The organism is Streptomyces pinistramenti (assembly GCF_020564935.1).
GTDB lineage: Bacteria > Actinomycetota > Actinomycetes > Streptomycetales > Streptomycetaceae > Streptomyces > Streptomyces pinistramenti.
This window is the reverse complement of record NZ_JAJCXB010000033.1, coordinates 21763-48356: the sequence shown is the minus strand read 5'-3', so window position 1 is coordinate 48356 and position 26594 is coordinate 21763. Positions and strand designations below refer to the sequence as shown.

Sequence of the window (26594 nt, the reverse complement as noted above, 5' to 3'; positions counted from 1 at the left end):
CCCGGCTCACAGCAGCGCGAACTGCCCCTCCGGGCCTTCCTCCTGATGGTCCAGGACGGACGCCGGGCGGCGCGCGGCGTCCGGAGGCGGCAGGACGCCCGCCGCCCGCAGTGCGTCGGCGCCGATCCGCGGCCCGTCCGCCGTGTGTTGCAGCAACTCCGCGCGGCACGGCTCCAGTTCGGCCAGCAGCGCCAGCACGGTGACCAGCTCCAGCAGCTCCGACGTCCACTCCTGCGGCCAGGCCGTGGGCCGCAGCGCCGCGAGCCCCGCCGCCTCGTCCGCGTCCGCGCCCGATCGCGCGGCGAACCACGTCTCCAGGACGCGCACCCCGCCGGCGTGGAACTCCCAGACGCCGGCCGGCACCGGTGCGATGCGGCCGGTGCCGAGCAGCAGCGCCTCCTCGTCCGGGTCGTAGCCGAGGGTCTGCGGAAGGCCGCGGGCGGGCAGCGCGGCCCGTACGTACGGGCGGCGGCCGCCGGGCATCCGGGGCCGCTCGCCCGCCGGGCCGCCGCGGTCGTGCGCGCCGCGGGTCTGGAGCCACAACAGCTGTTCGCCCAGGGCGACTCCGCGCTCCCAGAGTTCCGGGTCCGCGGTCAGCGGCACCACGCAGCCTTCGGGGGAGTGGTGGCAGCACGCGGTGATCCAGGCGAGCAGGTCGGCCGGGTCGGCGCGGTGGCCCAGCCGGTCGGCGAGCAGCCCGGCCAGGCCCGGCGCGAGGTTCGGCTCCCGGCCGCCCGGCCTGCGGTACAGGGGGCGGATCCGGCCGGGGCGGCCGGCCGGCGAGCGGCCGTCCGGCAGCACCGCGGAACACACCACGGCCGGGCCGGGGGCCTGCGGCACCTGGGCCCACTCCACGGCGAAGAGCTGGCGCCCGTCCGCCACCCGCCACAACTCCGGCCGTGCGGCGTCGATCAGCCGGTGGTCGGGCAGCAACCACTGCTGGTCGAAGGGTCCGTGGGTGATCCGTACCGGCTCGGGGCAGGCGCCGTCCGCCCGTGCGAGGCGTCCGGTGGCGGTGGCCTGGCCGGGGAGCTGGCCGACGGCGGAGTGCAGCGTACGGGCCCTGGACGGGCCGACGAGCCGGGCGCGTTCGGCCGGGTCCGCGGCGCCGACCAGCGCCTTCCAGCGGCTGCGCAGCACCGCGGGGTCGGGCGCCATCACCCAGGAGCGGCCGGGCCGCAGTGGCGCAACGGACCAGGGCAGCAGTTCGGACAGCCGTGGCGCGTCCTGCTTCGCCGTCACGCGGAGCCCCTCCCGGACCGTTCGGTTGACCCCGGCATCGTAACCAGGGCAGGGCGCCTCGCGCCGGGCCCCGCCGAGGTCCCGCCCGCTGCCCGGAGGCCCGGCAGCGGGCGGGCTTCCGCCGGCTGATCTTGGGGGGTACGGTCCTCGCCGTACGCCGGAGGCACGGTGCGGGTGCCGCCCTCCGCCGTGCGCCGGGATCTTCTCAGGGGAGGACCGCCTTGACGGACACCACCGTTGCCGGCACCCGGGCCGCCGCACGGCTCGACCGGCTGCCGGGCTCGCGCTGGCACCGCCGCCTCACGCTCACCGTCGGCATCGGCGCCTTCTTCGACCTCTACGAGATCTTCCTCGGCGGGGTGCTGGCCGCGGTGCTCGCCGAACAGTGGCACCTCGGGCACACGGCGAAATCCTGGGTGATCGCCGCCGGGTTCCTCGGGATGTTCGTCGGCGCGAACGTCCTGTCGGTGCTCGCCGACCGGCTCGGCAGGCGCCGGATGTTCCTGGTCAACCTCGGTGCCTACTCCCTCTTCTCGCTGCTGTCCGCGTTCGCGCCCGACCTCGGATCGCTGCTGGTGCTGCGCTTCCTCGCGGGCCTGGGGCTCGGCGCCGAACTGGTGCTGGTGGACACCTACCTCGCGGAGTTCCTGCCGCGCGCGGTGCGCGGCCGCTACGTCGCCTACGCCTACACCTTCGGCTTCGTCGGCGTCCCGGTCGCGGCCCTGCTCGGCGCCCGGCTGGTGGCCGCGCACCAGGTGCTGGGCCTGGCCGGCTGGCGCTGGCTGCTGATCGCCGGCGCGCTGGGCGCCGTCTTCATCCAGCTGATGCGCAGCCGGCTCCCCGAATCGCCGCGCTGGCTCACCGTCCAGGGGCGTGACGCGGAGGCGGAGCGGATCGTGGGGGACATCGAGGAGCGGGTGGCGCGGGAGACCGGCGGGACGCTGCCGTCCGTCCCGGAGACGGATTCGGTGCCCGAGCGGCGGGTGCCGCTGGGCGAGATGTTCCGCGGTGACCTGCGGCGGCGCACGCTGATGTGGTGGGTCTTCCAGGTGCTCCAGACCGTCGGCTACTACGGCTTCGGCTCACTGGCCCCGGTCGTGCTCACCGCCAAGGGCTACACGGTCACCGATTCGCTGCTGTACGCGGCGCTCGGCTTCAGCGGCTACCCGATCGGCGCGGCGCTCTCCATCCCCCTGATCGACCGCATCGAGCGCCGGACGCTGATCATCGCGTCGGCGCTCGGCATCGCCGCCTGCGGCCTGGCCTTCGGCTTCGCCGCCGCCCCCTGGGCCATCGTCGCCTTCGGCTTCCTGCTGACGGTGTGCAGCAACGTCTTCTCCAACGCCTTCCACGTCTACCAGACCGAGATCTTCCCGACCGGCCTGCGCAGCAGCGCCATCGGCATCGCCTACTCGCTGTCCCGGCTCACCTCGGTCGTGCTGCCGTTCGTCGCGCTGAGCGTGCTCACCGACATCGGCGCGGTCGGCGTCTTCACCGGCTCCGCCGTCCTGATGGTGCTGCTCTGCCTCGACGTGGCGCTGTTCGGGCCGCGCGCCACCGGCCGCAGCCTGGAGCGGATCTGAGGCCGCGCGGCTCAGTGGGCGTCCATGGTGACCGTGAACGAGAAGCGGTCGCCGCGGTAGTGGATCCGGGCGACGTCGACCGCCAGGCCCGCTTCGTCGTACGTGATGCCGGTGTAGTGCAGGATCGGGCTGAGCAGCGGCACCTGGAGCAGCGCGGCGGTTTCGGGGTCGGCGAGCCGGGCCTCGACGGTGTCGGTGATCCGGCTGATGCGGATGCCCACCGCGTCCCGCAGTACCTTCGTCATCGGCCAGCGCGCCAGGTCGGCGAGGTCGATACGGGCCGCGACGTCGGGGCGTACGTAGTTGCGCGCGTGGTTGGTCGGCTCGCCGGTCTCCTCGTCGCTGCGCAGCCTGCGGTAGCCGGCCACCTCCGTCATGTCCGGGAAATACTCGGACAGTTCGGACGGCAGGGGGGTGCTGCCGTGCTCCAGCAGCTCGGTGCTCATGCCGGACTGCTGGGCCACGATGGCGTCCACCGAACCCAGCAGCCGCACCGGGGCGCCGCGCAGGGCGCTCGGCTCGATGAACGTGCCGCGGCGCCGGTGGCGGCTGATCAGGCCCTCCGTCTCCAGCTCCTTGAGCGCCTGGCGCATGGTCAGCACGCTCACGCCGTAGTGCACGGCCAGCGCGTCCTCGGTCGGCAGGCGCAGCGGTGCGTCGGGGGAGCGGCCCAGTATGGAGGCGCGCAGCGACTGCGAGACCTGGTACCACAGCGGCAGCTTGCGGTTCAGGGCGAGCGAGTCGGGGGCGAAGGTGGTCACAGAGCGTTCCCCGGTGTGCAGAGTGTGGCCCGGCGTCACGGGCGGAAGTGGCGCTGGAGACCTTGCCATACGCCGTCGTAGCCGCGCTGGAGGTGTCCGGCGTCGCGGGCCTGTTCGGTGAGCGTCAGCGGCCAGCGGGTCTCGAACATGAAGGCCAGGCCGTCGTCGATCTTCTGCGGCTTCAGCTCGGCCGCGCTCGCGCGGTCGTACGTCTCCCGGTCGGGCCCGTGCGCCGACATCATGTTGTGCAGCGACCCGCCGCCCGGCACGAAGCCCTCCGCCTTGGCGTCGTACGCGCCCTCGATCAGGCCCATGTACTCGGTCATGACGTTGCGGTGGAAGTAGGGCGGCCGGAAGGTGTCCTCGCCGACCAGCCAGCGCGGCGCGAAGACGACGAAGTCCACGCCGGCCAGGCCCGGGGTGTCCGAAGGCGAGGTGAGGACGGTGAAGATGGACGGGTCCGGGTGGTCGTAGCTGATCGAGCCGATGACGTTGAAGCGGTGCAGGTCGTAGACGTACGGGACGTGGTTGCCGTGCCAGGCGACGACATCGAGCGGTGAGTGGTCGTAGGTCGCGGACCAGAGGTTGCCGCAGAACTTGTTGACGACCTCGACGGGCCGCTCCACGTCCTCGTACGCGGCCACGGGGGCACGGAAGTCCCTTGCGTTGGCCAGGCCGTTGGCGCCGATCGGGCCGAGGTCGGGCAGCTGGAAGGGCCGGCCGTAGTTCTCGCAGACGTAGCCGCGCGCGCTGCCGTCCGGCAGTTCGACGCGGAAGCGGACGCCGCGCGGGATCAGCGCCACCTCACCGGGCGCGGCCCGCAGCAGCCCGAACTCGGTGCGCAGCAGCAGCGCGCCGCGCTCCGGCACGATCAGCAGCTCGCCGTCCGCGTCGCTGAACACCCGGTCGGTCATCGGGGAGTTGGCGTGAAACAGATGTACCGCCATGCCGGTGCGCCGGGTCGCGTCGCCGTTGCCGCCGAGGGTCCACAGGCCGTCCAGGAAGTCGGCCGGTCCTGACGGCTCGGGGAGCGGGTTCCAGCGCAGCCGGTTGGGGTCGGCGGCGCAGTCGGTGAACGGTGCCGAGCGGACCGCGCGCTGCGGGGCGCGGACGAACGGCGGGTGCGCGGCCGACGGGCGGATGCGGTAGAGCCAGGAGCGGTGGTTGTGCACGCGCGGTTCGGTGAAGGCCGAGCCGCTGAGCTGCTCGGCGTACAGGCCCAAGGGGGCGCGCTGCGGGGAGTTGCGGCCTTCGGGCAGGGCGCCGGCGACCGCTTCCGAGCTGTGTTCGTTGCCGAATCCGGTGGAGTACGACAGCTCCTCCGGTGCTCCGGTGGTGGTCTTCCCTGCCCGCTCCGTGCCTGTGCCTGTCATCGCGCGCTCCCGCCGCTCAAGGAATCCTATGCAAGACATTAGGATTGACTCCGGAGGCCGTCAACGGAGACTCCCGGCCCGCCTGGCCGGATATCGGCGCTCCGCACCCGGCCGACGCCCCACTGTGCGCCGCCCCGGCCCCCGCGCCCCCGCCCCCGGCCGCGAACCGCCGCGCGGCACCGGCATCCGGGCGACCGTGTCAACCCGCCCGCCCGGCGGGCAGGATGGAACCGTGCAGCAGCCCACTCCGCTCCGCCGCGTCCCCGTCCAGCGTCGCAGCGCCCAGCGCCTGGCCCGCATCCTCGACGCCTGCGCCGAGGTGCTGGAGGAGTCCGGGTACGAGGGCCTCAGCACCCGCGCCGTGGCCGGCCGCGCCGAGGTCCCGATCGGCTCCGTCTACCGTTTCTTCCCCAACAAGCGGGCGATGGCCGAGGCGCTGGCCGGGCGCAACCTCGACACCTACGCGGACCGCATCACCCAGCGGCTGGCCGCACCGGGCGGGCCGGTCGCCTGGCGTCGCGCGATGGACGTGGTGGTCGACGAATACCTCGCGATGAAGCGGACCGTGCCCGGCTTCGCCCTGGTCGAGTTCACCGTCCCCGCGCCGCGCACGTCCCGGCAGGCCAACCACGCGGTCGCCGACCGGCTGCTGGGCCTGCTCGCCGGACGGCTCGGCGTCGACGCGGCCGACGAACGGCTGCGTACCGCCTTCCTCGTCGGCGTGGAGGCGGCGGACGCCCTGCTCCAGCTCGCCTTCCGGGCGGATCCCGGCGGCGACCCGGCGATCGTCACCGAGACGAAGGAGCTGCTGCGCTCCTACCTGGGGCGCTATCTGGGCGGCGAGGAGGCGCCGCGATGGGCGGGCGCACGGCCGCCGGAGGGCCCGCCCGGAGCGGAACCACACTCTTCCGCGTGACCTGGTGTTGTGCCCGCCTACCGGGCCCTCGCGCCGGGGGATTGGGTCTCCCCTGCTCGAACGTGGTGGAGAGCTTGGGGAAGAACGCGCCGGCACCGCCGCCCCGCGCCCGGATGCTCTGGCGCCGAAAAACTACCGGCGCTAGTTTGGGGCGACGCGCACCAGCAGGCCCGGGAGGACCACGACGTGAAGCAGCACGACGGGATGTACATCGACGGAAGCTGGCGGCCCGCGGCGGGCAGCGGCACGATCGAGGTCGTCGGTCCGGCCGACGGGAAGGTCATCGCCACCGTCCCCGCCGGATCGGACCGGGACGTCGACGCCGCGGTCCGGGCCGCGCGCGCCGCTCTGCCGGGCTGGGCGGCCACCGCACCCGCCGCCCGCGCCGCCCTGCTGACCGCACTGCGCGACCAACTCGCCGCCCGCGCCGATGAGATCGCCGAGACCGTCACGGCGGAGCTGGGCTCGCCGCTCGCCTTCAGCCGCACCGTGCACGCGGGAATCCCCGTCGCCGTCTGCGGTTCGTACGCCGAACTGGCCGCCTCGTACGCCTTCGAGGAGCGCATCGGCAACTCGACGGTACTGCTCGAACCGGTCGGCGTGGTCGGCGCGATCACCCCGTGGAACTACCCGCTGCACCAGATCGTCGCCAAGGTCGCCCCGGCGCTCGCGGCGGGCTGCACGGTCGTGCTCAAGCCGGCCGAGGACACCCCGCTGGTCGCCCGGCTGTTCGCCGAGTGCGCCGACGCGGCGGGTGTCCCGGCCGGTGTCTTCAACCTCGTCACCGGCCTGGGCCCGGAAGCCGGCGCGGCGCTCGCCGGGCACGAAGGGGTGGACCTGGTGTCCTTCACCGGCTCCACCGCCGTCGGCAGGAAGATCGGCGCGCTGGCCGGTGCCGCCGTCAAACGGGTCGCGCTGGAGCTGGGCGGCAAGTCCGCCAACGTGATCCTGCCGAGCGCCGACCTCGCCAGGGCGGTCGCCGTCGGCGTCGCCAATGTGATGGCCAACTCCGGCCAGACGTGCAGCGCCTGGACCCGGATGCTGGTCCACGCGGAACAGTACGACGAGGCCGTGGAGCTGGCCACGGCGGCGGCCGCCAAGTACGTCCCGGGCGAGCGGATCGGCCCTGTGGTGAGCGCCGGGCAGCGGGACCGGGTGCGCGGCTACATCGAGCAGGGCATCGGGCAGGGCGCCCGCCTCGTCGCCGGCGGCCCCGACGCGCCACGCCCGGACGGCTACTACGTCTCGCCCACCGTCTTCGCCGACGTCACCCCCGACATGACCCTCGCGCAGGAGGAGATCTTCGGCCCGGTGCTGTCGATCCTGCGCTACGAGGACGAGGACGACGCCGTCCGCATCGCCAACGGCACGGTCTACGGCCTGGCCGGCGCGGTCTGGGCGGGCGACGACGCGGAGGCCGTGGCCTTCGCCCGCCGCCTGGAGACCGGGCAGGTCGACATCAACGGCGGACGCTTCAACCCGCTCGCCCCGTTCGGCGGTTACAAGCAGTCGGGCATCGGCAGGGAGCTGGGCCCGCACGGCCTGGCCGAGTACCTCCAGACGAAGTCGCTGCAGTTCTGATCTGATCCGGCGGGGCCTGCGCCGCCCCCGCCCGTCCCGCCCGCCTCCGCACCGAGGAGAACCCGTGGTCCGCGCCGTCGTACTGCCCGCCGTCAACGCCCCGTTGCAGCTCACCGACATCGACCTGCCCGATCCCGGCCCCGGGCAGGTCCGGATCAGGCTCGCCGCGGCCGGTGTCTGCCACTCCGACCTCTCGCTCTCCAACGGCACCCTGCGCCAGCCCGCGCCCGCCGTCCTGGGGCACGAGGGCGCGGGCACGGTCACCGCCGTCGGCGAGGGGGTGACGCGGGTGGTGCCCGGCGACGAGGTGGTCCTCAACTGGGCGCCGTCCTGCGGCGACTGCCACTTCTGCCGGCTCGCCGAGCCCTGGCTCTGCGCCCACGCGGGCGCCGCGGCGAGCGTCCCGTACGCCACGCTCGCCGCCGACGGCAGCCCGCTCTACCCGGGCCTGGGCACCGCGGCCTTCGCCGAGGAGACCGTGGTGCCCGCGACGGCCGCGCTGCCGTTGCCGGACGGCGTGCCGCTGGCCGATGGCGCGCTGCTCGGCTGCGCCGTGCTGACCGGCTGGGGCGCCGTGCACCACAGCGCCCGGGTGCGGGCCGGCGAGTCGGTCGCGGTGTTCGGCGTCGGCGGGGTCGGCCTGGCCACGCTCCAGGCGGCCCGGATCGCGGGCGCGGGCCCGATCGTGGCGGTGGACGTCTCGGCGGAGAAGGAGGAGCTGGCCCGCTCGGCGGGGGCCACCGAGTTCGTGGTGGCGGGCGAGGACACCGCCAAGCGGATCCGCAAGCTGACCGGCGGGCACGGCGCCGACGTCGCGGTGGAGTGCGTCGGCCGCGCGCAGACCATCCGCACCGCCTGGTCGTCCACCCGCCGCGGCGGCCGGACCACCGTCGTCGGCATCGGCGGCCAGGACCAGCAGGTGACCTTCTCGGCGCTGGAACTCTTCTACTTCGGCCGCACCTTGTCCGGCTGTGTCTACGGCAACAGTGACCCCGCCCAGGACCTGCCGGTCATCGCCGGGCACGTCCGCAGCGGGGCGCTCGACCTCTCCGCGCTGGTCACCGAGCGGATCGGCCTGGACGGCATCCCGGACGCCTTCGACGCGATGCTCGCGGGCAGGGGCGGCCGGGCCCTGATCGTGTACTGACGGATGGCCGCCAGGCGATGTGCGCTCAGGCGGCGTCCGCCGGCGCGGCTCCGGTCCTGCGCAGCCGCGGGAAGGTCGGCGCGGCCACCAGGAAGACCATCGTGACCAGGACGAACGGCCAGGTGAAGGTGTGGCCGCCGGACGGCGCGAAGAGGGCGGCCATCGCCGAACTCAGTCCGGTGGCCGCGACCGCGCCGGCCACCGCGTAGCCCAGGCTCCAGGCGTCGGCGACGAGGAAGACCCCGCACAGCGCCATCGCGACCAGCACCGCGTTGTAGCCCATGGTGCCCTCGGCCACCTCCGCTGCGGGCGCGCCCAGCATCCAGGAGGTGAGGATGCCCACCGCGCTGCCCACGCAGGCCATCGCACCGGCGAGGCGGCTGGCCGTGAAGATGCCGATCAGGAAGATCAGCCCGACGTACCACTGCGGCATGAAGAAGATCTGGGCGAAGTTGGCGAAGAAGGCGTGCCACAGGTCGGTCGGACTCAGCGCGACGGGGCCGCCGGCGGGATGGGTCAGCGCGGCCAGGCCGGTGCCGTGGTGCCAGACCCGTTCGAAGCCGGGCGCCGCGATCGTCATGGCGCTCGCCATCAGGCAGTACGGCAGGGTGAAGGTCGGCAGGTCCCAGGTCGCCAGCACCCGCGCGACGGCGCCGGTGACGACGGTGACCACCGCGCTGCCGGCCAGCGCGAGCAGCACCGTCGAGAAGTGGTCGGCACCGAGGAAGACCGCGAATCCGACCGACACCAGGCAGGCGTTGAACCCTTCGAGGCCGGTGGTGATCCGGCTCTCGGTGACACCCAGCAGGCGGGCGGTGGCCGTCCCGACCGCCGTGCCGATGAGCCCGTAGAGGCCGTACTCCCAGCCCGCGGCGAACAGTGCGACGGAGAAGAGGGCGCCGGTGAGCGCACTCGGCAGGAAGTCGACCTGCGCCTGGCCGCGCAGCACTTCGACGGCGAAGGGCTGCCATCGCCCTGTGGTGTCACGGCTTTCGACCGTTGCCAGCTGGCGCATGGCGCCTCCCGCTCCCTGACGCTGCCCCTGCCCGTCAGGGACTGGTGCACTCTACATCTATGACCTGTGAATGTTACGGGTGGGGTGCAAGGTACGTGTGGGGTAGTGGAGGTGGGGCGGGTCTGTCGGTGAGGGGGCGTGCTGCGGTCGGCGGCGTCATCGCGCGGTCCGGTCCCGCCCCGCCGTCGCAGGGCGGGGGTGCCGCGCTATCCGGGCGGCGGGGTGAGGCCGGGGTGGTGCAGGGCGAGCCCGTCGATCAGTGCGAGCAGGCCGGCCTCGAACGCCCCCTCGTCGACCCGGCGTTGGTGCTCGGCCAGGAGGTGGGCCCGGCCGAGATGGGGGTAGTCGGCGGGATCGTAGGCGCTCGGGTCGTCGACGAAGCCGAGGGCGAACGAGCCGAGGGCGGAGCCGGCCACGAAGTAGCGGACCATCGCGCAGACCCGGGTCGCCGTGCCCGGCGGCCACCCCGCGTCGACCATGCCGCCGAAGGCCGCGTCGGCCATCTTCAGGCCCGCGGGGCGGCGGCCCGGCCCCTGGGCGAGGAACGGCACGATGTGCGGGTGGGCGGCGAGCGCCGCGCGGTAGGAGCGGGCCCAGTCGAGCAGCCCGGCCCGCCAGTCGCCGCCGGCCGCGAAGGTCGACACGTCGACCTTCGCGATGACCGTGTCGGCGACCGCGTCGAGGATCTCGTCCTTGGTCGTGAAGTGGTTGTAGAGCGAGGGCCCGCTCACGCCGAGTTCCGAGGCCAGCCGCCGGGTGGAGAGTGCCGGGAGCCCTTCCGCGTCGATGAGCGCCAGCGCGGTGGTGACGATGCGCTCGCGGCTCAGCAGGGGCTTGCGGGGACGGGCCATGCCGCACATGGTAGAGGCCGCTCCCGGAAAACTAGCAGCGCTAATTATGGCGGCTCCGCGGATCCGCCGCGCCCGCCCGCCCGCCGTCCAGCGGCTCGTCAAGGACTTCGTCGACCGCGGGATCACCCCGCACGCCGTCGGCTGGGACCGCGCGCCGAACAGGTCGACCGCGCCATCGTCGGGAAACTCGGCGGGGTCGGCTTCCTGGGGCTCACCGTCCCCGAGGAGTACGGCGGCTCCGGCCACATCGACGGGTGCCCCGTCGGCAGGCTGTTGCGCGACGCCCGTGTGATGACCCTGTACGAGGGCGCGAGCCAGATCCGGAAGCTGGTCACAGGGCGCGCGCTGACGGGCGTCCCGGCCTTCTGGGCCCGTGCCTGATGCGCCCTGCCGCGCGGCGCGTGGTCCCACGGGCGCACCGGGCGTTCCTAAGCGTGCGCTCAGTGGCGCGGTAAGGTGTGCGATCCGTCGGCGGAAGGCCCGCGGCGGGCCGAGAAGCGGGGTGTGCGATGGACGCGGAGGCGCAGGGGGCGGCGCAGACCGGCGAGGAGTGGGCCGACGTGACTCCGGATGCCGCACGGCGGCTGGTCGGCGCCGCCGTCGAGGCGTTCGCCGAGCGCGGCTATCACGCCACCACCACCCGCGACATCGCCGGCCGGGCCGGGATGAGCCCCGCCGCGCTCTACATCCACTACAAGACCAAGGAAGAGCTGCTCTACCGCATCAGCGGCATCGGCCACGAGAAGGCGCTGCGCATCATGGGCGCAGCGGCCGGCGCGGGCGGCAGCGCCGCCGAGCGGCTGACCGGCGCGGTGCGGACCTTCGCCCGCTGGCACGCCGAACACCACACCACCGCCCGGGTCATCCAGTACGAACTCCAGGCGCTCGGCCCCGAGCACTACGCCGAGATCACCGGCCAGCGCCGCAGGACCGACCGGCTGCTGCGCCAGATCATCCAGGACGGCGCGGACAGCGGGGAGTTCAAGGCCGACGACGTGCCGGGCACCACGCTCGCCGTGCTGTCGTTGTGCGTGGACGTCGCCCGGTGGTTTGCCGCCGACGGGCCGCGTACCCCCGACGAGGTCGGCGCGCTGTACGCGGACCTGGTGCTGCGGATGGTGGGCGCCGACGTGGCCTGAGCGCGGCCGGCCGGAGCGGGCGGTGGCGCCGTGCGGCTCGCCCGTCCGGCGCGCCGCACGGCACGGCTCAGAGGTAGAAGCGGCTGACCGCCTCGGCGACGCAGACCGGCTTGTCGCCGCCCTCCCGCTCGATCGTCACCGTCGTCGCGAGCTGCACACCCCCGGTGACCTCGGTGACCTCGGCGATCCTGGCGGTGGCGCGCAGCCGGGAGCCGACCGGGACGGTGGCGGGGAAACGCACCTTGTTCGTGCCGTAGTTGATGCCCATCTTCACGTTGTCGACGCGCATCAGCTGCGGGACGAACGCGGGCAGCAGCGACAGCGTCAGGTAACCGTGCGCGATGGTGGTGCCGAACGGTCCGGCCGCGGCCTTCTCCTCGTCGACGTGGATCCACTGGTGGTCGCCGGTCGCCTCGGCGAACAGATCGATCCGCTTCTGGTCGATCTCCAGCCAGTCGGTGGTGCCCAGGTCCTCGCCGACCGCGGCCCGCAGCTCGTCGAGCGATCCAAACACTCGGGGCTCTGCCATCTCCGTCTGCCTCCTGAAGGATCCGCGCGCCGGACACCCGCTCCGCCGCGTCCGTGCGTTCACTAAGCGCTTGCTCAGCATGCTGAGTGCGGGCACCCGCTGTCAACGGATGCCGGTGATCCGGGCGGGCGGCCGGATTTCACGACACCGCCTAGGGTTGAGCCGTGCCTCAGCTTCCGTTCAAGGTTCATGAACTCACCGTCGGCCAGCTCTCCGCGCGCAGCGGGGCCGCGGTGTCCGCGCTGCATTTCTACGAGTCCAAGGGGCTGATCAGCAGCACCCGGACGGCCGGCAACCAGCGCCGCTACACCCGTGACGCGCTGCGCAGGGTCGCCTTCGTGCGGGCCGCGCAGCGGGTCGGGATCCCGCTCGCGGTGATCAGGGACGCGCTCGCCGAGCTGCCCGACGAGCGCACCCCCAACCACGACGACTGGGCCAGGCTCTCCGAGGTGTGGCGCTCCGAACTCGACGAGCGGATCAGTCAACTCGTCGAACTGCGGGACCGGTTGACCGACTGCATCGGCTGCGGCTGCCTCTCGCTGGAGCGCTGCGCGCTGTCCAACCCCTACGACAACCTCGGCGAACAGGGCCCCGGCGCCCGGCGGCTGCGCGTCGACCGGACCGCCAAGGACCCCGTGACCGCGGGCAAGGGGGCACGGACCGGACGCACGGCCGCGGGCGGCTGCGGCCCGGCCGAGGACGCGGAGGGCTCCGGCGGGCCGGCGGCCACCGGCCCGTGCACCGCGCCCCGCGGCGGGACGGAGCCGCGCGAGCCGTAGCGGGGGCGCGGGCCGGTCACCACAGGGACGGCTTGCGCGCCGCCCAGGGCCTGGCCTGCTCCAGCTGCGCCGCCAGGGCTATCAGCCCGGCTTCGTCGCCGTACCGGCCGCCGAACATCACGCCGATCGGCAGGCCGGCGGCGGTCCAGTGCAGCGGCACGCTGACCGCGGGCTGACCGGTGGCGTTGTAGAGCGCGGCGAACGGCGTGAACGCGCCGATGGCGGCGAACTCGGCCCGCGGGTCGGCGTCGTTGCGCAGCGCGCCGATCTTCGGCGCCGGCGCGGCGACCGTCGGCGAGAGGATCATGTCGTATCCGCCGCCGGGCGGCATCAGGCCGTCGGCGACGGTCTGGGCGAGCATCCGGAACGCGTGCAGCGCGCCCGCGAGATCTGTGCCCGTCACCTCGCCGCCGCGCTTGCGCAGATGGCGGGTGAGCGGCATCAGCAGTTCCTCGCGCTCCGGCGGCACCGGGCGCATCGCCGCGATCACCGACCAGACGCGGGTGAAGGACTGCAGGAGGCCGTCGTCGGCGGGCAGGGACAGCTCCTCGACCTGATGGCCCAGCTCCGACAGCAGTGCGGCGGTCCCGGCGACGGCTGCCCGGCAGTCGTCGTGCACGTCGATGCCGGGGACGGGGGCGTCCGCGAGCACCGCGATGCGCAGCCGCCCGGGGTCGCGTCCGGCCTGTGCGGCGAAGGTCTCGCCGGGCGGCAGTGCGGGTGCGGTGTACGGGTCGCCCGGCATCGGGCCGGACAGGACGTCCAGCAGCGCCGCCGTGTCCGCGACCGTACGGCCCAGGGGCCCCGACGTGCTCAGGCCGGTGATGTCGTGCAGCAGCGGCCCCGAACTGACCCGGCCGCGGCTGGGCTTGATGCCGAACAGGCCGCAGGCCGCGGCCGGGATACGGATCGAACCGCCGCCGTCGGACGCGTGCGCGAGCGGCGCCAGGCCCCCGGCGACGGCGGCGGCCGCGCCGCCGCTCGAACCGCCCGCCGACCGCTCCAGGTCCCACGGGGTGCGGGCGGGCGGCGCCAGGGCGTTCTCGGTGTAGCAAGGGAGGCCGAATTCGGGGGTGTTGGTCTTGCCGAGCAGGATCGTGCCGGCCGCGCGGAGCTTTCCCGCGACGTGGTCGTCGGCCGGGGCGATGTGGTCGGCGAAGGCACGCGAACCCATCGTGCAGCGCACGTCGGCGACCTGCGACAGGTCCTTCACCGGCACCGGTACGCCGTGCAGCGGCGGCAGCGCGCGGCCCTCTCTGCGGGCGGCGGTGGCCTCGCTCTCCGCCTCGGCCGCCTGTTTGCGGGCGATCTCCGGGGTGCGGGTGAGGAACGCCCCCAGGGTGTCGTCGAGCCGCTCGATCCGCGCGAGGTAGTGCTCGGTCAGTTCGACGGGAGAGAGCGCCCCCGACCTGATGCTCCCGGCCTGTTCGAGTGCAGTCAGATCGTGCAGCTCGGCCATGGACTTCACCCTCTCGTGCGTGCCCGTACGGCCCTGCTGCCGCACCGGCGGTCGGGCCGCCGCCGGCGAGGGACGGCCCGTGAACAGTTGTTTCAGTTCCCGGCGAGATCGTAAAGGCCGCGCCGGGGCGTGGGGAACGGCCGCCCGGATGCCGTCCGGCGGCGGCGCCGGAGCGTGGGCGGGGCCCGGTTCCGCGGCGGCCGCGTCAGCCTCGTCCGCCCTCACCGGCGGTGACATACGCCAACTGCTGTGCGGAAACGATCAGTTGAGCGTTGTCGGTCGCGGGGGCGCCGTCGGGCAGCAGCAGGGTGTCCTCGATCCCGATGCGGGTGGCCAGGCCGAGGCGGCAGGCCAGTCGCAGTACCGGCCAGGCCCCGCCGTCCCAGCCGTGCAGCAGCACCGGGCGGCCGTGCGGTATGCCCGCCAGGGCCGCCAGCAGCGCCTGTGCGGTCCGGGGCGCCGACGCGGGGTCCGTGTCGGTCACCTCGGCCAGCACCCGCAGGACCCGCGGCGCCAGCGCGGAGCGGGCGAAGTGCTCCGCTCCCGCCGTGCCGGACCACACGCCGGCCTCGACGCCGATGCCGCGCGCCAGCAGAGCGGCGGCCACCTCATCGGCGCCCGGCTCATGCCAGTTCACCGACGCGTGGTCGGGCAGCGCCGTCCACGCCCGGATGCGCGCCACCCGGCGGGCGGGATCCGGCTCGGCCCACGCCCCCGTCGTCACCCCCACCGGTACGTCGACCGCCGCGCGTATCGCCTCCAGTACCGGGGCGAGGACGCGCGGCGAGAGGGAATCCGTGCCGCAGGGGGTCTTGGGGTGGACATGGACGTCCTCGGCGCCGGCCGCGACGGCGCGCCGCGCGGCCTCGGCGAGCGCGGCGGGCGACAGGGGGACCGCTCCGGAATCCGCCGCGGTCCGGGGCCCGTTGAGACAGGCTTGCATCATGCCTCGATAGTGCCGCAAGGGTCTGACAACGGCGCCCGGCCGTCCGACGGAACCGGCCGCCCCGGGCGGACCGTGCCGCCCGGACGGGCGCGCCCGCCCGCAGAGGGCACGTCGGCCGTCCCTGCCGTGCCCCGGTCAGGCCGCCGCGTACGCCGGGAGCCGTCCGGCCGCGGCCGCGTCGTCGCCCGGACCGGCGGCGGTCAGTGCCTCGCGGGTGAGGATGCCGGCCGGGGCGACCACTCCGCAGCCGCCGCACACGGGGCCGGCCTCGGGGCAACCAGTGGTGTCCGTACGCCAGTTGAAGCGGCTGCCGCCGCACACCGGGCAGTTCCGCCGTGGCCTGCCGGACTCCATCGCCGTGATCATGCTGTGCAGCACGACGGCGAGCCGGGCGGCCGGGTGCCGGTGCGGCGCGGCGCAGGGCACGATGTCGCAGCCGCCCCAGGTGCGCCGGTGCCAGTCGTCGATCGCGCTGGGCTGCCGGATGCCGTCGTGCTTCTCCCGCCTGCGCCGGGTGGCGAACTGCGCCTCGTACGCCAGCCAGAGGGTGCGTGCCTCCTCCAGCTCGGCGAGCGCGGCCATCAGCCGTTCCGGGTCGGGGTCACGGTCCTGGGGGGTGATCCCGGCCCGTGTGCACAGATGGTGCCAGGTCGCGCGGTGCCCGTAAGGGGCGAAGCGCTCCAGGCACTTGCGCAGGGCGGTTCGCCGCTGGGCCGCGACGAGTCGCGGATTGCGGACCTGTTCCGCGAGAGCTCTGAAACCGGCCAATTTCATCCCACCTCCGTGGGGAGGACCCGACTGGACAGGGAATGGACGTACCGGACCGCCGACTGGATCCATCGAATTTTCTTGCGGTTTCGGGCGAGAGCGGGATCGGGGCGTCGCGGGTGTCCCTGTGGGGGGAGGGGGAAAACGTGACTGTTGTTCATCTTCCGGTGGCGAGTAACCGGCGGTAACGTCCGGCGCACTCTTCCCCGAGCTCTTGAAGAGCAGGGGGAACCCCCTTCGAGGAGCAGGAATGCGACGACGTACCGGAAGGCTCAGGACCGCCGCCGCGGCAGCCCTGTTCGCCCTGGGTGCCACGTTCTTGGCACCGCCCCCCACCGCGGCCGCGGCCGACGGACCGACCGGCACCACCGATTACTGCCAGGGCCAGTGCGCCGACATCCTGCCGCCCGGCGCCAACGGCAACGCGACCCTGGCCGAGATCCTCGCCGGCAAGGTCTTCGGCACCCACCCCGCGCACTCCACCGACCAACTCGCCCCGTACGGCGCCCTGGCGAGCGGCTACCAGTCGCTCACCGACGACACCCTCACCGACTTCTTCAACGACGCCTCCTTCGGCGTCCCGAAGGACCAGGTCGCCAAGGTCACCGCACCGCGCGACGACGTGACGATCACCCGGGACAAGAAGACCGGCGTCCCGCACATCAAGGGCACCACCCGGTACGGCACCGAGTACGGCGCGGGCTACGCCGCGGGCCAGGACCGCCTCTGGCTGATGGACCTCTTCCGCCACATCGGCCGCGGCGAACTCACCTCCTTCGCCGGCGGCGCCCTCGCCAACCAGGGCCTGGAGCAGCAGTTCTGGCCGCAGGCCCCGTACACCGAGGCCGACCTCCAGGCCCAGGTGGACCGGATCCGCGACACCAACGGAGCCCGCGGCAAGCAGGCCATGGACGACGCCCAGGCGTACGTCGACGGCATCAACGCCTACCGCGAACAGTCCAAGAACGGCCGCTACTTCCCCGGCGAGTACGTCCTGACCGGACACGTCGACGCGATCACCAACGCCGGTGAGATCGCGCCGTTCAAGCTCACCGACCTGATCTCGCTGGCCTCCGTCGTCGGCGGCCTGTTCGGCAACGGCGGCGGCGGTGAGGTCCCGTCCGCCCTCGCGCTGCTTTCCGCCCAGCAGAAGTACGGCGTCACGAAGGGCACCGAGGTCTGGGAGTCCTTCCGGGAGCGCAACGACCCCGAGGCCGCCAAGACCCTGCACGACGGCCAGAGTTTCCCGTATGCGGTCAAGCCGTCCAAGGCCCAGGGCACCGCGCTGCCGGACGCGGACTCGGTCACCTCCGAACCGCTGGTCTTCGACCGCACCGGAGCGGCCGGAGACAAGAAGCCCGCACAGCACCCGGTCAAGGCGCCGCAGAAGTACCGCAAGCTGGAAGGGATGTTCAAGGACGGGGTACTGCCCAAGGGCAGCTTCGACCCGACCCAGCACCGCGGTATGTCCAACGCGCTCCTGGTGTCGGGCAAGCACACCGCGAGCGGCCATCCCGTCGCCGTCTTCGGCCCGCAGACCGGCTACTTCGCCCCGCAGCTGCTGATGCTCCAGGAGATCCAGGGCCCCGGCATCAGCGCCCGCGGCGCGTCCTTCGCGGGGGTCGGCATGTACGTCCAGCTCGGCCGCGGCCAGGACTACGCCTGGAGCGCCACATCGGCCGGCCAGGACATCACCGACACCTACGCCGTCGACCTGTGCAACAAGGACGGCTCACCGGCCACCAAGGAGTCCACCTCCTACCGCTACCACGGCGCGTGCGTCCCGATGGAGAAGCTGGAGCGCACCAACTCCTGGAAGCCGACCATCGCCGACCCGACCGCCGCCGGCTCGTACCGGATGCAGGTCTTCCGCACCAAGTACGGCACCGTCACGCACCGCGCCACCATCGGCGGCAAGCCCGTCGCCTACACGGCGCTGCGCAGCACCTACCGCCACGAAGCCGACTCCATCATCGGCTTCCAGATGCTCAACGACCCCTCGTACGTCCGCGACGCGGCGACCTTCCAGAAGGCGGCCCAGCACATCGGCTACGCCTTCAACTGGTTCTACGCCGACTCCCGCGACATCGCCTACTACAACAGCGGCCTCAACCCGGTCCGCAACCCGGACGTCGACCCGGCGCTGCCCATCAAGGCGGACCCGAAGTACGAGTGGCGGGGCTACGACCCCAAGGCCAACACCACCGACTACACACCGCCCGGCCAGCACCCCCAGTCGGTGAACCAGGACTACTACATCTCCTGGAACAACAAGCAGGCCAAGGACTACGACTCGGCGGGCTTCGGCAACGGCTCGGTGCACCGCGCCGACCTGCTCGACGACCGGGTCGCAGCCCTCACCAAGGAGGGCGGCGTCACGCGCGCCGCGCTGACCCGGGCGATGTCCGAGGCCGCCGTCACCGACCTGCGCGGCGAGGACGTACTGCCACAGCTCCTGCGGGTGCTGAACAGCAAGCCGATCACCGATCCGAAGCTCAAGACGGCGGTGCAGCAGCTGGACTCCTGGCGCAAGGACGGCGCCCAGCGCCGCGAGACGAGCGCCGGCTCGCACACCTACACCCACCCCGACGCCGTACGGCTGATGGACGCCTGGTGGCCGCTGATGATCGAGGGCGCCTTCAAGCCGGGCCTCGGCGGCGACCTCTACGACGCGCTGGGCGCCAACCTCGCCATCGACGAGTCGCCGTCGGCGGGCCACGGACCGACCGGCGCGCACGCCGGATCGGCGTTCCAGTACGGCTGGTGGAGCTACGCCGACAAGGACCTGCGCGCGGTGCTCGGCGACAAGGTCCAGGGCCCGCTCGCCGAGCCGTACTGCGGCAACGGCGACCTCGCCGCCTGCCGCGACACCCTGCTGGACACGCTCAGGCAGGCGAGCGGCAGGACGGCCGAGCAGGTCTACCCGGGCGACGACGGCTGCAAGGCAGGCGACCAGTGGTGCGCGGACTCCATCGTCCAGCGTGCGGTGGGCGGCCTCACCCACGACGCCATCAGCTGGCAGAACCGGCCGACCTACCAGCAGGTCGTGGAATTCCCCTCGCACCGGTAGGAACGGGACGGCTCCCCGTACGGGCGGATCCGTACGGGGAGCCGTCCGGCTCAGGCCAGTTCGCGTTCCCGGGTCTCGGGCAGCGCCAGCACACACAGCAGTGAGATCACGGCCATCGCGCTGACGTACCAGCCCACCGACGCGGAACCGAACGCCGACTGGAGCCGGGTGGCGAACAGCGGCGCGACCGCGCCGCCCAGCACGCCGCCCAGGTTGTAGGCGAGCGAGGCGCCCGAGTACCGCACGGTCGGGCCGAACAGCTCGGGCAGATAGGCGCCCATCGGCCCGTACACGACCCCCATGCAGAACAGTGCGCCGCCGATGCCGAGGGCGATCAGCACCGGCTGCCCGGTGTCCAGCAGCGGGAAGAGGACCAGACCCCACACCACGGCCAGGCCGGTGCCCGCGAGGATCAGCTTGCGGCGCCCCGCGGCGTCCGAGCGGGTCGCGGCGAGCCAGGTGCCGGCCGCCAGGAAGAGGCAGGCGACCAGGGAGAGGCCGAGCATGGTGTTGCGGGAGACGCCGAGGGTGCCGGTGGCGTAGGAGAGGCAGTAGGTGGTCGCGGTGTAGAAGAGGCCGTACGCGATGATCATGCCGCCGGCGCCCAGGAGGAGTTCCCGCGGATGCCGCCGGAACACGTCGAGGGCCGGGGCCCGGCTCGCCTCCTGCGCGTCCAGCACCTTCGTGAAGACCGGCGTCTCGCTGATCTTCAGCCGGACGAACAGGCCCACGCCGACCAGCAGGAACGACAGCAGGAACGGCACCCGCCAGCCCCACGAGCGGAACGCGGCGTCGTCGAGCCCCGCGGACAGCGCCCAGAACACCCCGGTCGCCGCGAAGAACCCGACGGACGGGCCGAGTTGCGGGAAGGCGGCGTACAGCCCGCGGCGCTTGCGCGGCGCGTGCTCGACCGCCAGCAGTGCCGCACCGCCCCACTCGCCGCCCAGGCCGATGCCCTGCACGAAGCGCAGCAGGATCAGCAGCAGCGGAGCCCAGATGCCCAGCGTGCCGTAGCCGGGGAGCAGGCCGACGAACGCGGTGGAAAGGCCCATCATCAGCAGCGAGACGACCAGCACCGACTTGCGGCCGATGCGGTCGCCGAAGTGCCCGAAGACCAGCGAACCGAGCGGCCGGGCGGCGAACGCCACCGCGTAGGTGGAGAACGACGCGAGGGTGGCGTTCACCGGGTCGAGGGTCGGGAAGAACGCCTGGTTCAGGACGAGTGCGGCGGCGGTGCCGTAGATGTAGAAGTCGTAGAACTCGATGGCCGTCCCGATGAAGGAGGCCACGGCCACCCGGCGCAGACTCTCGCTGCTGCCGGCCTCCTCGCCGGCCGCCGTATCCGCCGCTCCCGGCGCTGTCTTCGCTGGTGTCGCATCAGTTCGCACGAGCGGCATGCTCATGGCCGGTGTGCGGCGCAGTCAATAGATGGAATGGCTCGTCCTGTTATGTGAGACGAAGGCGGGTGCCGGGGGGCGGCATCACCGGCAGACCTGCCGGCCGGGTCACGGCACGGTGATGTGGGGTCAGCGGTAGCGCAGACAGCGGGTCCTCACGACCCGGAAGCGGGCCAGGTCCTGCTGCCAGGCCGCGACCACGTCGTCGGTGCCGGCGCCCGCGTCGATCATCGTCCGTACCTGCGCCGAGCCGGTCAGCCGGTCGATGTGGTCCGGGAGCCAGGCGAAGCCGCTCCACACCCGCTTCGCGGTGACCAGCAGCGCGATGCCGGTGCGGACCGGGTCGAACGACTCCCGGTCGTGGACGTGCAGTTGGACCCCGCCGATGGTCTTCCCCGCGAACTTGGAGAACGTCGGCGCGAAGTACGCCTCCCGGAAGCGGACCCCGGCGAGCCCGAGCGCGTTCACCGCCTCGGCCCACCTGCGGTCGATGCCGTCCGCGCCCAGGAGTTCGAACGGCCGGGTGGTGCCGCGCCCTTCGGAGAGGCTGGTGCCCTCGAAGAGGCAGGTGCCCGCGTAGGCCAGCGCGGTGTCCGCGGTGGGCATGTTGGGGCTGGGCGGCACCCACGGCAGCCCCGTCGCGTCGAAGAAGTCACCGCGCCGCCAGCCGGTCATGGAGACGGTCTCCAGCCGCACCGGCCGCCCGGCGGCCTTCGGCACGAACCGGCCGTTGAAGAGCAGGGCCAGCTCCAGCGCCGTCATCCCGTGCGCCTGCGCGATCGGCGCGCGGCCGACGAACGAGGCGTAGGCCGGGTCGAGCACCGGTCCTGTGGCCGCGCGCCCGGTGACCGGATTGGGCCGGTCCAGCACCACGAACCGCTTGCCCGCCAGGGCCGCGGCCACCATGCAGTCGTACAGTGTCCAGATGTAGGTGTAGAAGCGCGCGCCGACGTCCTGGATGTCGAACACCACGGTGTCCACGCCGGATTCGGTGAAGATGCCGGCGAGTTCCCGGCCGCTCTTGTCGTACGTGTCGTAGACGGGGAGGCCGGTCGCCGGGTCGTCGTGGCGGCCCTCCGAGCCGCCCGCCTGCGCCGTGCCGCGGAAGCCGTGCTCGGGGCCGAAGACGGCGGTCAGCCGTACCCGGTCGTCGGCGTGCATGACGTCCACGATGTGCCGCAGGTCCGGGGTGACACCGGTGGGGTTGGTGACGATGCCGGTCCGCTGCCCGTCCAGGAGCCGGTAGCCGTCGGCGGCCAGCCGGTCGAAGCCGGTGCGTACCGTCCGGCCGCCGGGGGGCCGCCGCGCGGCGCGGGCCGGGCCGGCGCCCGTGCCGACCGCGGCTGCGGCCGCTCCGGTCGCCGCCAGCCGTCCGAGCAGAACGCGTCGCGACAGGGCCATCTGCGCACCTCCGTGATCGGTGGGAACGACGTGCCGTGCGCACGCTAACGCTCAGGGGCCCGCCGGGGAACGATCCCGGCCGCCGGTGCCCGGGGCTCTTCCTTTCCGACATACCGACTGGTTAGTCTGCGGGGCGAGCCGAGAGCGACCGAGGGAGAGACCAGCGTGGAAGCCGTACGGGACCAGGCCGTCGTCGTGACCGGAGCGGGCGGGGGGATCGGCGCGGCGCTGGCCCGCAGGTTCGCCGCCGAAGGCGCCCGGGTGGTGGTCAACGACCTCGACGCGGCCAAGGCCGCCAGGACCGCGCAGGAGATCGGCGCCGTCGCGGTGCCCGGCGACGCGTCCGCGATCGTGCCCGCCGCGCGCGAGGCGCTCGGCGGCGCCGTCGACATCTTCTGCGCCAACGCCGGGGTCGGCACCGGCGGCGGCCCCGAGGCGCCCGACGAGGACTGGGCGCTGGCCTGGGACGTCAACGTCATGGCGCACGTGCGGGCGGCGCGCGAGCTGCTGCCCGGCTGGCTGGCGCGCGGCAGCGGCCGGTTCGTCTCCACGGTGTCCGCCGCGGGCCTGCTCACCATGGTCGACGCGGCGCCGTACAGCGTCACCAAGCACGGCGCGTACGCCTTCGCCGAGTGGCTGTCGCTGACCTACCGGCACCGCGGCATCGACGTGCACGCGATCTGCCCGCAGGGCGTACGCACCGACATGCTGGCCGCCACCGGCGCCGCGGGCGATCTCGTGCTGACCCCCACCGCCGTCGAACCGTCGGACGTCGCCGACGCGCTGTTCGCCGCGATGCACGAGGGCCGCTTCCTGGTCCTGCCGCACCCGGAGGTCGCCGGCTACTACACCGCGCGCGCCGCCGAACCCGACCGCTGGCTCGGCGGCATGAACCACCTCCAGCGCAAGCTGGAGCAGGCCGAGGGCCGCGACGCGCGGTAGCGGCAGCGGCCGGGTGGCCGGTACGCAGGACCGGCCACCCCGGACGTGCCCCAGGGACGATCAGGCGATCAGGAAGAAAGGGCCGCACCCGATGACCTCGTACCAGGACAAGCCGTGGCTGACGCAGCTCAACGACGCGCAGCGGGCCCCCGTCCGGCCGCCCGCCTCGACGCTGCACGCCTTCCGTGACGCGGTGCGCCGGGCGCCCGGCCGCACCGCGCTCGCCTACTTCGACGGCCGGCTCTCCTACGCCGAGACCGACGCGCTCTCCGACGGCGTCGCCGCCCACCTCGCCGGGCGCGGTTTCCGCCGCGGCGACCGGGCGGCCGTCATGCTCCAGAACACCCCGCACTTCGTGCTCGCCGTCCTCGGTGTGTGGAAGGCCGGCGGCGTGGTCGTGCCGGTCAACCCCATGTATAAATCGGGCGAGATGACGCACATCCTGCACGACGCCGAGGTCACCGCCGTCGTCTGCGCCGACCGCACCTGGGATGCCTTCCTCCGCGCCACCGCCGCCGAGGCCCCCTCCGTACGGATCGCGCTGACCGCCTGCGAGGCGGGGCTCCAGACCCGCGACGACACCCGGGTGCTGCGCGGCGAGCGGCTCGGGCCGCGGGAGGGCGCCGACGACCTGCTGACCGTGGCGCGGGCGGCCGGAACGCTCCACCCGGTGCCCGAAGACGCCGCCCTCACCGCCGACGACGTGGCGCTGATCAGCTACACATCGGGCACCAGCGGCACCCCCAAGGGCGCCACCAACACCCACGGCAACATCACCTACAACGCCGAACGCCAGCGCACCGGCCTGGGCGTGGCCGAAGGCGCCACCTACTTCGCGCTCGCCCCGCTCTTCCACATCACCGGCATGGTCTGCGAACTGGCCGCCTCCTTCGCCAACACCGGCACCCTCGCGCTGGCCTACCGCTTCGAGGCCGGTGTGGTGCTCGACGCCTTCCTGGAGCACCGCCCCGCCTTCACGGTCGGCCCGTCCACCGCGTACATGGCCCTGATGGCGCACCCCGCAGTCACCCGTGAGCACTTCGCGTCGTTCGCGACGCTGTCCTCCGGCGGCGCGCCGCTGCCGCCCGCCCTCGTGGAGACCTTCCGCTCCGGCTTCGGCCCCTACCTGCACAACGGCTACGGGCTGACCGAGTGCACCGCCCCGTGCGCCAGTGTCCCGCCCGGCAAGCGGGCCCCGGTCGACAAGGTCTCCGGCACCCTCGCGGTCGGTGTGCCGGGCCCCGACACCGTTGTACGGATCATGGACGAGGACGGCCGGGACGTGCCGTTCGGCGAGCAGGGCGAGATCGCGGTGCGCGGCCCCCAGGTCGTGCCCGGCTACTGGCGGCGCCCCGACGCCACCGCCGAGGCCCTGCCGGACGGTGAACTCCGCACCGGGGACATCGGATTCATGGACCGCGACGGCTGGCTCTACGTCGTCGACCGCAAGAAGGACATGATCAACGCCTCGGGCTTCAAGGTCTGGCCCCGGGAGGTCGAGGACGTCCTCTACACCCACCCGGCGGTGCGCGAGGCGGCGGTCGTCGGCGTGCCCGACGCCTACCGCGGGGAGTCGGTGAAGGCGTACGTCAGCCTGCGGCCCGGCAGCGACCCGGACCCCGCCGAGCTGGTCGGCTACTGCAAGGAACGGCTGGCGGCGTACAAATATCCCCGGGAGGTCGAGATCCTGCCCGAGCTGCCGAAGACCACGAGTGGCAAGATCCTCCGACGGGAGCTGCGCGAGGGCGCCTGACCCGGCGGCCCGCGGCCGGCTCCCGGAAGAACCACGTACGGACGAAGGAACAGGTGAGGGCGATGGCCGGCACGAAGGACGGCGGCACCGGCGGCACCACGAAGCCGGTGGCCCAGCGGCTGCTCGCCACCGCCACCAGGCTCTTCGCCGAGCAGGGCTACGACCGCACGTCCGTCCAGGAGATCGTCGACGCGGCGGGCGTCACCAAGGGCGCGCTCTACCACTACTTCGGCTCCAAGGACGACCTGCTGCACGAGGTCTACGGCCGGGTGCTGCGCCTCCAGCAGGAGCGCCTGGACCACTTCGCCGGCGCCGACGCCCCGGTCGAGCAGCGGCTGCGGGACGCCGCGGCCGACGTCGTGGTCACCACCATCGAGAACCTCGACGACACCAAGATCTTCTTCCGTTCGATGCACCATCTCGGACCGGAGAAGGACAAGCAGGTACGGGCCGAACGGCGGCGCTACCACGAGCGGTTCCGGGCACTGGTCGAAGAGGGCCAGCGCTCCGGCGTGTTCGCCGCCGACATCCCCGCCGACCTCGTCGTGGACTACCACTTCGGCTCGGTCCACCACCTCGGCACCTGGTACCGCGAGTGCGGCCCGCTCACCCCGCAGCAGGTCGCCGACCACCTCGCCGATCTGCTGCTGCGCGCGCTGCGTCCGTAGGCGGGCGGAACGACGGGCCCCGCGGAACGCTCCGCGGGGCCCGTCGCCGTCCCGTTACCGGTACCGCTTCAGCTCGCGCCGGGCCAGCGAGCGCTGGTGCACCTCGTCCGGGCCGTCCGCGAGCCGCAGCGTGCGCGCGCCCGCCCACAGTTCGGCCAGCGGGAAGTCCTGGCTGACCCCGCCCGCGCCGTACAGCTGCACCGCCTTGTCGAGGATGTCCACGACGGTGCGCGGGGTGGCGATCTTGATGGCCTGGATCTCGGTGTGCGCGCCCTTGTTGCCGACGGTGTCCATCAGCCAGGCGGTCTTCAGCACCAGCAGCCGCAGCTGCTCCACCGCGACCCGCGCGTCCGCGATCCACTCCTGCACCACGCCCTGCTGGGCCAGCGGCTTGCCGAACGCGGTACGCGCCACGGCCCGCCTGCACATCAGCTCGATGGCGCGCTCGGCCGTGCCGATCAGCCGCATGCAGTGGTGGATCCGCCCCGGGCCCAACCGGGCCTGGGCGATGGCGAATCCGCCGCCCTCCTCGCCGATCAGGTTGCCGGCCGGCACCCGTACGTCGTCGAAGACCACCTCGGCGTGGCCGCCGTGGTAGTGGTCCTCGTAGCCGTAGACCTGCATGGCGCGCTTGACGGTCAGGCCGGGGGTGTCGCGCGGCACCAGCACCATCGACTGCTGGCGGCGGATGTCCTCGCCGTCCGGGTCGGTCTTGCCCATCACGATGAAGATCTGGCACAGCGGGTTCATCGCGCCGGAGATGTACCATTTGCGGCCGTTGATGACGTACTCGTCGCCGTCCCGGGCGATGTGCGTCTCGATGTTCGTCGCGTCCGACGACGCCACATCGGGCTCGGTCATCGCGAACGCCGACCGGATCTCGCCGGCCAGCAGCGGCTGGAGCCACTGCTTCTTCTGGGCGTCGTTGCCGAACTGCGCCAGCACCTCCATGTTGCCGGTGTCGGGCGCCGCGCAGTTCAGCGCGGTCGGCGCCAGCTGCGGGCTGCGGCCGGTGATCTCGGCCAGCGGCGCGTACTGGAGATTGGTCAGCCCTGCGCCGTGCTCCGCGTCCGGCAGGAAGAGGTTCCACAATCCCTGCCGCCGCGCCTCGGCCTTCAGCTCCTCGACGGCCGCCGGGGTGTCCCAGGGGGAGGCGAGGTGCGCCCGCTGCTCGTGGACGGTCTCCTCGGCGGGCAGGACGTGCTCGTCCATGAACGCCAGCAGCTGCTCGCGGAGTTCTTCCGTCCTGGCGTCGAATGCGAAGTCCATGGGTG

At 73.2% G+C, this 26594-nt stretch carries 22 protein-coding genes and 2 pseudogenes; 12 read left to right on the top strand and 12 right to left on the bottom strand.

The genetic code is table 11. The features are described 5' to 3' along the window. Positions 1-6 precede the first annotated feature (6 nt). A complete protein-coding gene (locus LIU39_RS21765; RefSeq protein ID WP_227048500.1) occupies positions 7-1242 on the bottom strand; it encodes a type ISP restriction/modification enzyme in 1236 nt (411 codons plus the stop codon). A gap of 221 nt (positions 1243-1463) precedes the next feature. On the opposite strand from LIU39_RS21765, the gene LIU39_RS21760 reads away from it, so the two are divergent. Then, a complete protein-coding gene (locus LIU39_RS21760) occupies positions 1464-2825 on the top strand; it encodes an MFS transporter (RefSeq protein ID WP_227048499.1) in 1362 nt (453 codons plus the stop codon). An 11-nt stretch (positions 2826-2836) separates the two neighbouring features. On the opposite strand, the gene LIU39_RS21755 is transcribed toward LIU39_RS21760, so the two are convergent. Further along, positions 2837-3586 (bottom strand): GntR family transcriptional regulator, encoded by a 750-nt coding sequence (locus LIU39_RS21755; protein WP_227048498.1) that lies wholly within the window; start codon positions 3584-3586, stop codon positions 2837-2839. A gap of 35 nt (positions 3587-3621) precedes the next feature. Then, positions 3622-4959: a homogentisate 1,2-dioxygenase gene (gene hmgA, locus LIU39_RS21750; RefSeq protein WP_227048497.1), complete on the bottom strand. Its 1338-nt coding sequence runs from the start codon at positions 4957-4959 to the stop codon at positions 3622-3624. Positions 4960-5191: 232 nt separating this feature from the next. Between hmgA and LIU39_RS21745 the strand changes: the two genes are divergently transcribed. From LIU39_RS21745 to LIU39_RS21735, 3 genes are all read left to right on the top strand, one after another. After that, positions 5192-5875, top strand: coding sequence for a TetR/AcrR family transcriptional regulator (locus LIU39_RS21745; RefSeq protein ID WP_227048496.1), 684 nt, complete (start codon positions 5192-5194; stop codon positions 5873-5875). A gap of 186 nt (positions 5876-6061) precedes the next feature. Then, on the top strand, positions 6062-7456 hold the full coding sequence (locus LIU39_RS21740) for an aldehyde dehydrogenase family protein (protein WP_227048495.1): 1395 nt from the start codon (positions 6062-6064) through the stop codon (positions 7454-7456). Between the two features lie 64 nt (positions 7457-7520). Further along, positions 7521-8603, top strand: coding sequence for a Zn-dependent alcohol dehydrogenase (locus LIU39_RS21735; protein ID WP_227048494.1), 1083 nt, complete (start codon positions 7521-7523; stop codon positions 8601-8603). 25 nt (positions 8604-8628) lie between these two features. Here the strand turns inward: LIU39_RS21735 and LIU39_RS21730 are convergent, their stop codons facing one another. After that, positions 8629-9618 carry an urea transporter gene (locus tag LIU39_RS21730; RefSeq protein WP_227048493.1) on the bottom strand — a complete coding sequence of 330 codons (990 nt, stop codon included), beginning with the start codon at positions 9616-9618 and terminating at the stop codon, positions 8629-8631. A 206-nt stretch (positions 9619-9824) separates the two neighbouring features. Further along, positions 9825-10469, bottom strand: coding sequence for a TetR/AcrR family transcriptional regulator (locus LIU39_RS21725; protein ID WP_227048492.1), 645 nt, complete (start codon positions 10467-10469; stop codon positions 9825-9827). Positions 10470-10610: 141 nt separating this feature from the next. Here LIU39_RS21725 and LIU39_RS35640 point away from each other — a divergent pair. From LIU39_RS35640 to LIU39_RS21715, 3 genes and pseudogenes are all read left to right on the top strand, one after another. Continuing rightward, positions 10611-10670: pseudogene (locus LIU39_RS35640) on the top strand (hypothetical protein); the annotation flags it as partial. A gap of 27 nt (positions 10671-10697) precedes the next feature. Then, positions 10698-10850, top strand: a pseudogene (locus LIU39_RS21720) (acyl-CoA dehydrogenase family protein); the annotation flags it as partial. 128 nt (positions 10851-10978) lie between these two features. Beyond that, positions 10979-11608, top strand: coding sequence for a TetR/AcrR family transcriptional regulator (locus LIU39_RS21715; RefSeq protein WP_227048491.1), 630 nt, complete (start codon positions 10979-10981; stop codon positions 11606-11608). Positions 11609-11675: 67 nt separating this feature from the next. Here the strand turns inward: LIU39_RS21715 and LIU39_RS21710 are convergent, their stop codons facing one another. Then, positions 11676-12137, bottom strand: a complete 462-nt coding sequence (locus tag LIU39_RS21710) for a MaoC family dehydratase (protein WP_227048490.1) — start codon at positions 12135-12137, stop codon at positions 11676-11678. 164 nt (positions 12138-12301) lie between these two features. On the opposite strand from LIU39_RS21710, the gene soxR reads away from it, so the two are divergent. After that, positions 12302-12916 (top strand): redox-sensitive transcriptional activator SoxR, encoded by a 615-nt coding sequence (soxR, locus tag LIU39_RS21705; RefSeq protein WP_227048489.1) that lies wholly within the window; start codon positions 12302-12304, stop codon positions 12914-12916. A gap of 16 nt (positions 12917-12932) precedes the next feature. Here the strand turns inward: soxR and LIU39_RS21700 are convergent, their stop codons facing one another. The 3 genes from LIU39_RS21700 to LIU39_RS21690 form a co-directional block, all read right to left on the bottom strand. After that, positions 12933-14375 (bottom strand): amidase, encoded by a 1443-nt coding sequence (locus LIU39_RS21700; RefSeq protein ID WP_227048488.1) that lies wholly within the window; start codon positions 14373-14375, stop codon positions 12933-12935. A 205-nt stretch (positions 14376-14580) separates the two neighbouring features. Beyond that, positions 14581-15321, bottom strand: a complete 741-nt coding sequence (locus LIU39_RS21695; RefSeq protein ID WP_227048487.1) for a 3-keto-5-aminohexanoate cleavage protein — start codon at positions 15319-15321, stop codon at positions 14581-14583. A gap of 135 nt (positions 15322-15456) precedes the next feature. Beyond that, on the bottom strand, positions 15457-16089 hold the full coding sequence (locus LIU39_RS21690; RefSeq protein ID WP_227048486.1) for a hypothetical protein: 633 nt from the start codon (positions 16087-16089) through the stop codon (positions 15457-15459). 250 nt (positions 16090-16339) lie between these two features. Between LIU39_RS21690 and LIU39_RS21685 the strand changes: the two genes are divergently transcribed. Continuing rightward, positions 16340-19159, top strand: coding sequence for a penicillin acylase family protein (locus LIU39_RS21685; RefSeq protein ID WP_227048485.1), 2820 nt, complete (start codon positions 16340-16342; stop codon positions 19157-19159). A 50-nt stretch (positions 19160-19209) separates the two neighbouring features. Here the strand turns inward: LIU39_RS21685 and LIU39_RS21680 are convergent, their stop codons facing one another. Together LIU39_RS21680 and LIU39_RS21675 are read right to left on the bottom strand one after the other, a co-directional pair. Then, the gene (locus LIU39_RS21680) at positions 19210-20556 is read right to left on the bottom strand and encodes an MFS transporter (protein ID WP_372463998.1); all 1347 of its coding nucleotides are present in this window, start codon (positions 20554-20556) and stop codon (positions 19210-19212) included. Positions 20557-20685: 129 nt separating this feature from the next. Then, positions 20686-21957, bottom strand: a complete 1272-nt coding sequence (locus LIU39_RS21675) for an exo-beta-N-acetylmuramidase NamZ family protein (protein ID WP_227048483.1) — start codon at positions 21955-21957, stop codon at positions 20686-20688. 165 nt (positions 21958-22122) lie between these two features. Here LIU39_RS21675 and LIU39_RS21670 point away from each other — a divergent pair, with 165 nt between their 5' ends. From LIU39_RS21670 to LIU39_RS21660, 3 genes are all read left to right on the top strand, one after another. Further along, on the top strand, positions 22123-22899 hold the full coding sequence (locus LIU39_RS21670) for an SDR family oxidoreductase (protein WP_227048482.1): 777 nt from the start codon (positions 22123-22125) through the stop codon (positions 22897-22899). A gap of 91 nt (positions 22900-22990) precedes the next feature. Continuing rightward, positions 22991-24652 (top strand): AMP-binding protein, encoded by a 1662-nt coding sequence (locus LIU39_RS21665; protein ID WP_227048481.1) that lies wholly within the window; start codon positions 22991-22993, stop codon positions 24650-24652. Between the two features lie 62 nt (positions 24653-24714). After that, a complete protein-coding gene (locus LIU39_RS21660) occupies positions 24715-25320 on the top strand; it encodes a TetR/AcrR family transcriptional regulator (protein ID WP_227048480.1) in 606 nt (201 codons plus the stop codon). A gap of 54 nt (positions 25321-25374) precedes the next feature. Here the strand turns inward: LIU39_RS21660 and LIU39_RS21655 are convergent, their stop codons facing one another. Continuing rightward, on the bottom strand, positions 25375-26589 hold the full coding sequence (locus tag LIU39_RS21655; protein WP_227048479.1) for an acyl-CoA dehydrogenase family protein: 1215 nt from the start codon (positions 26587-26589) through the stop codon (positions 25375-25377). Positions 26590-26594: the final 5 nt, after the last annotated feature.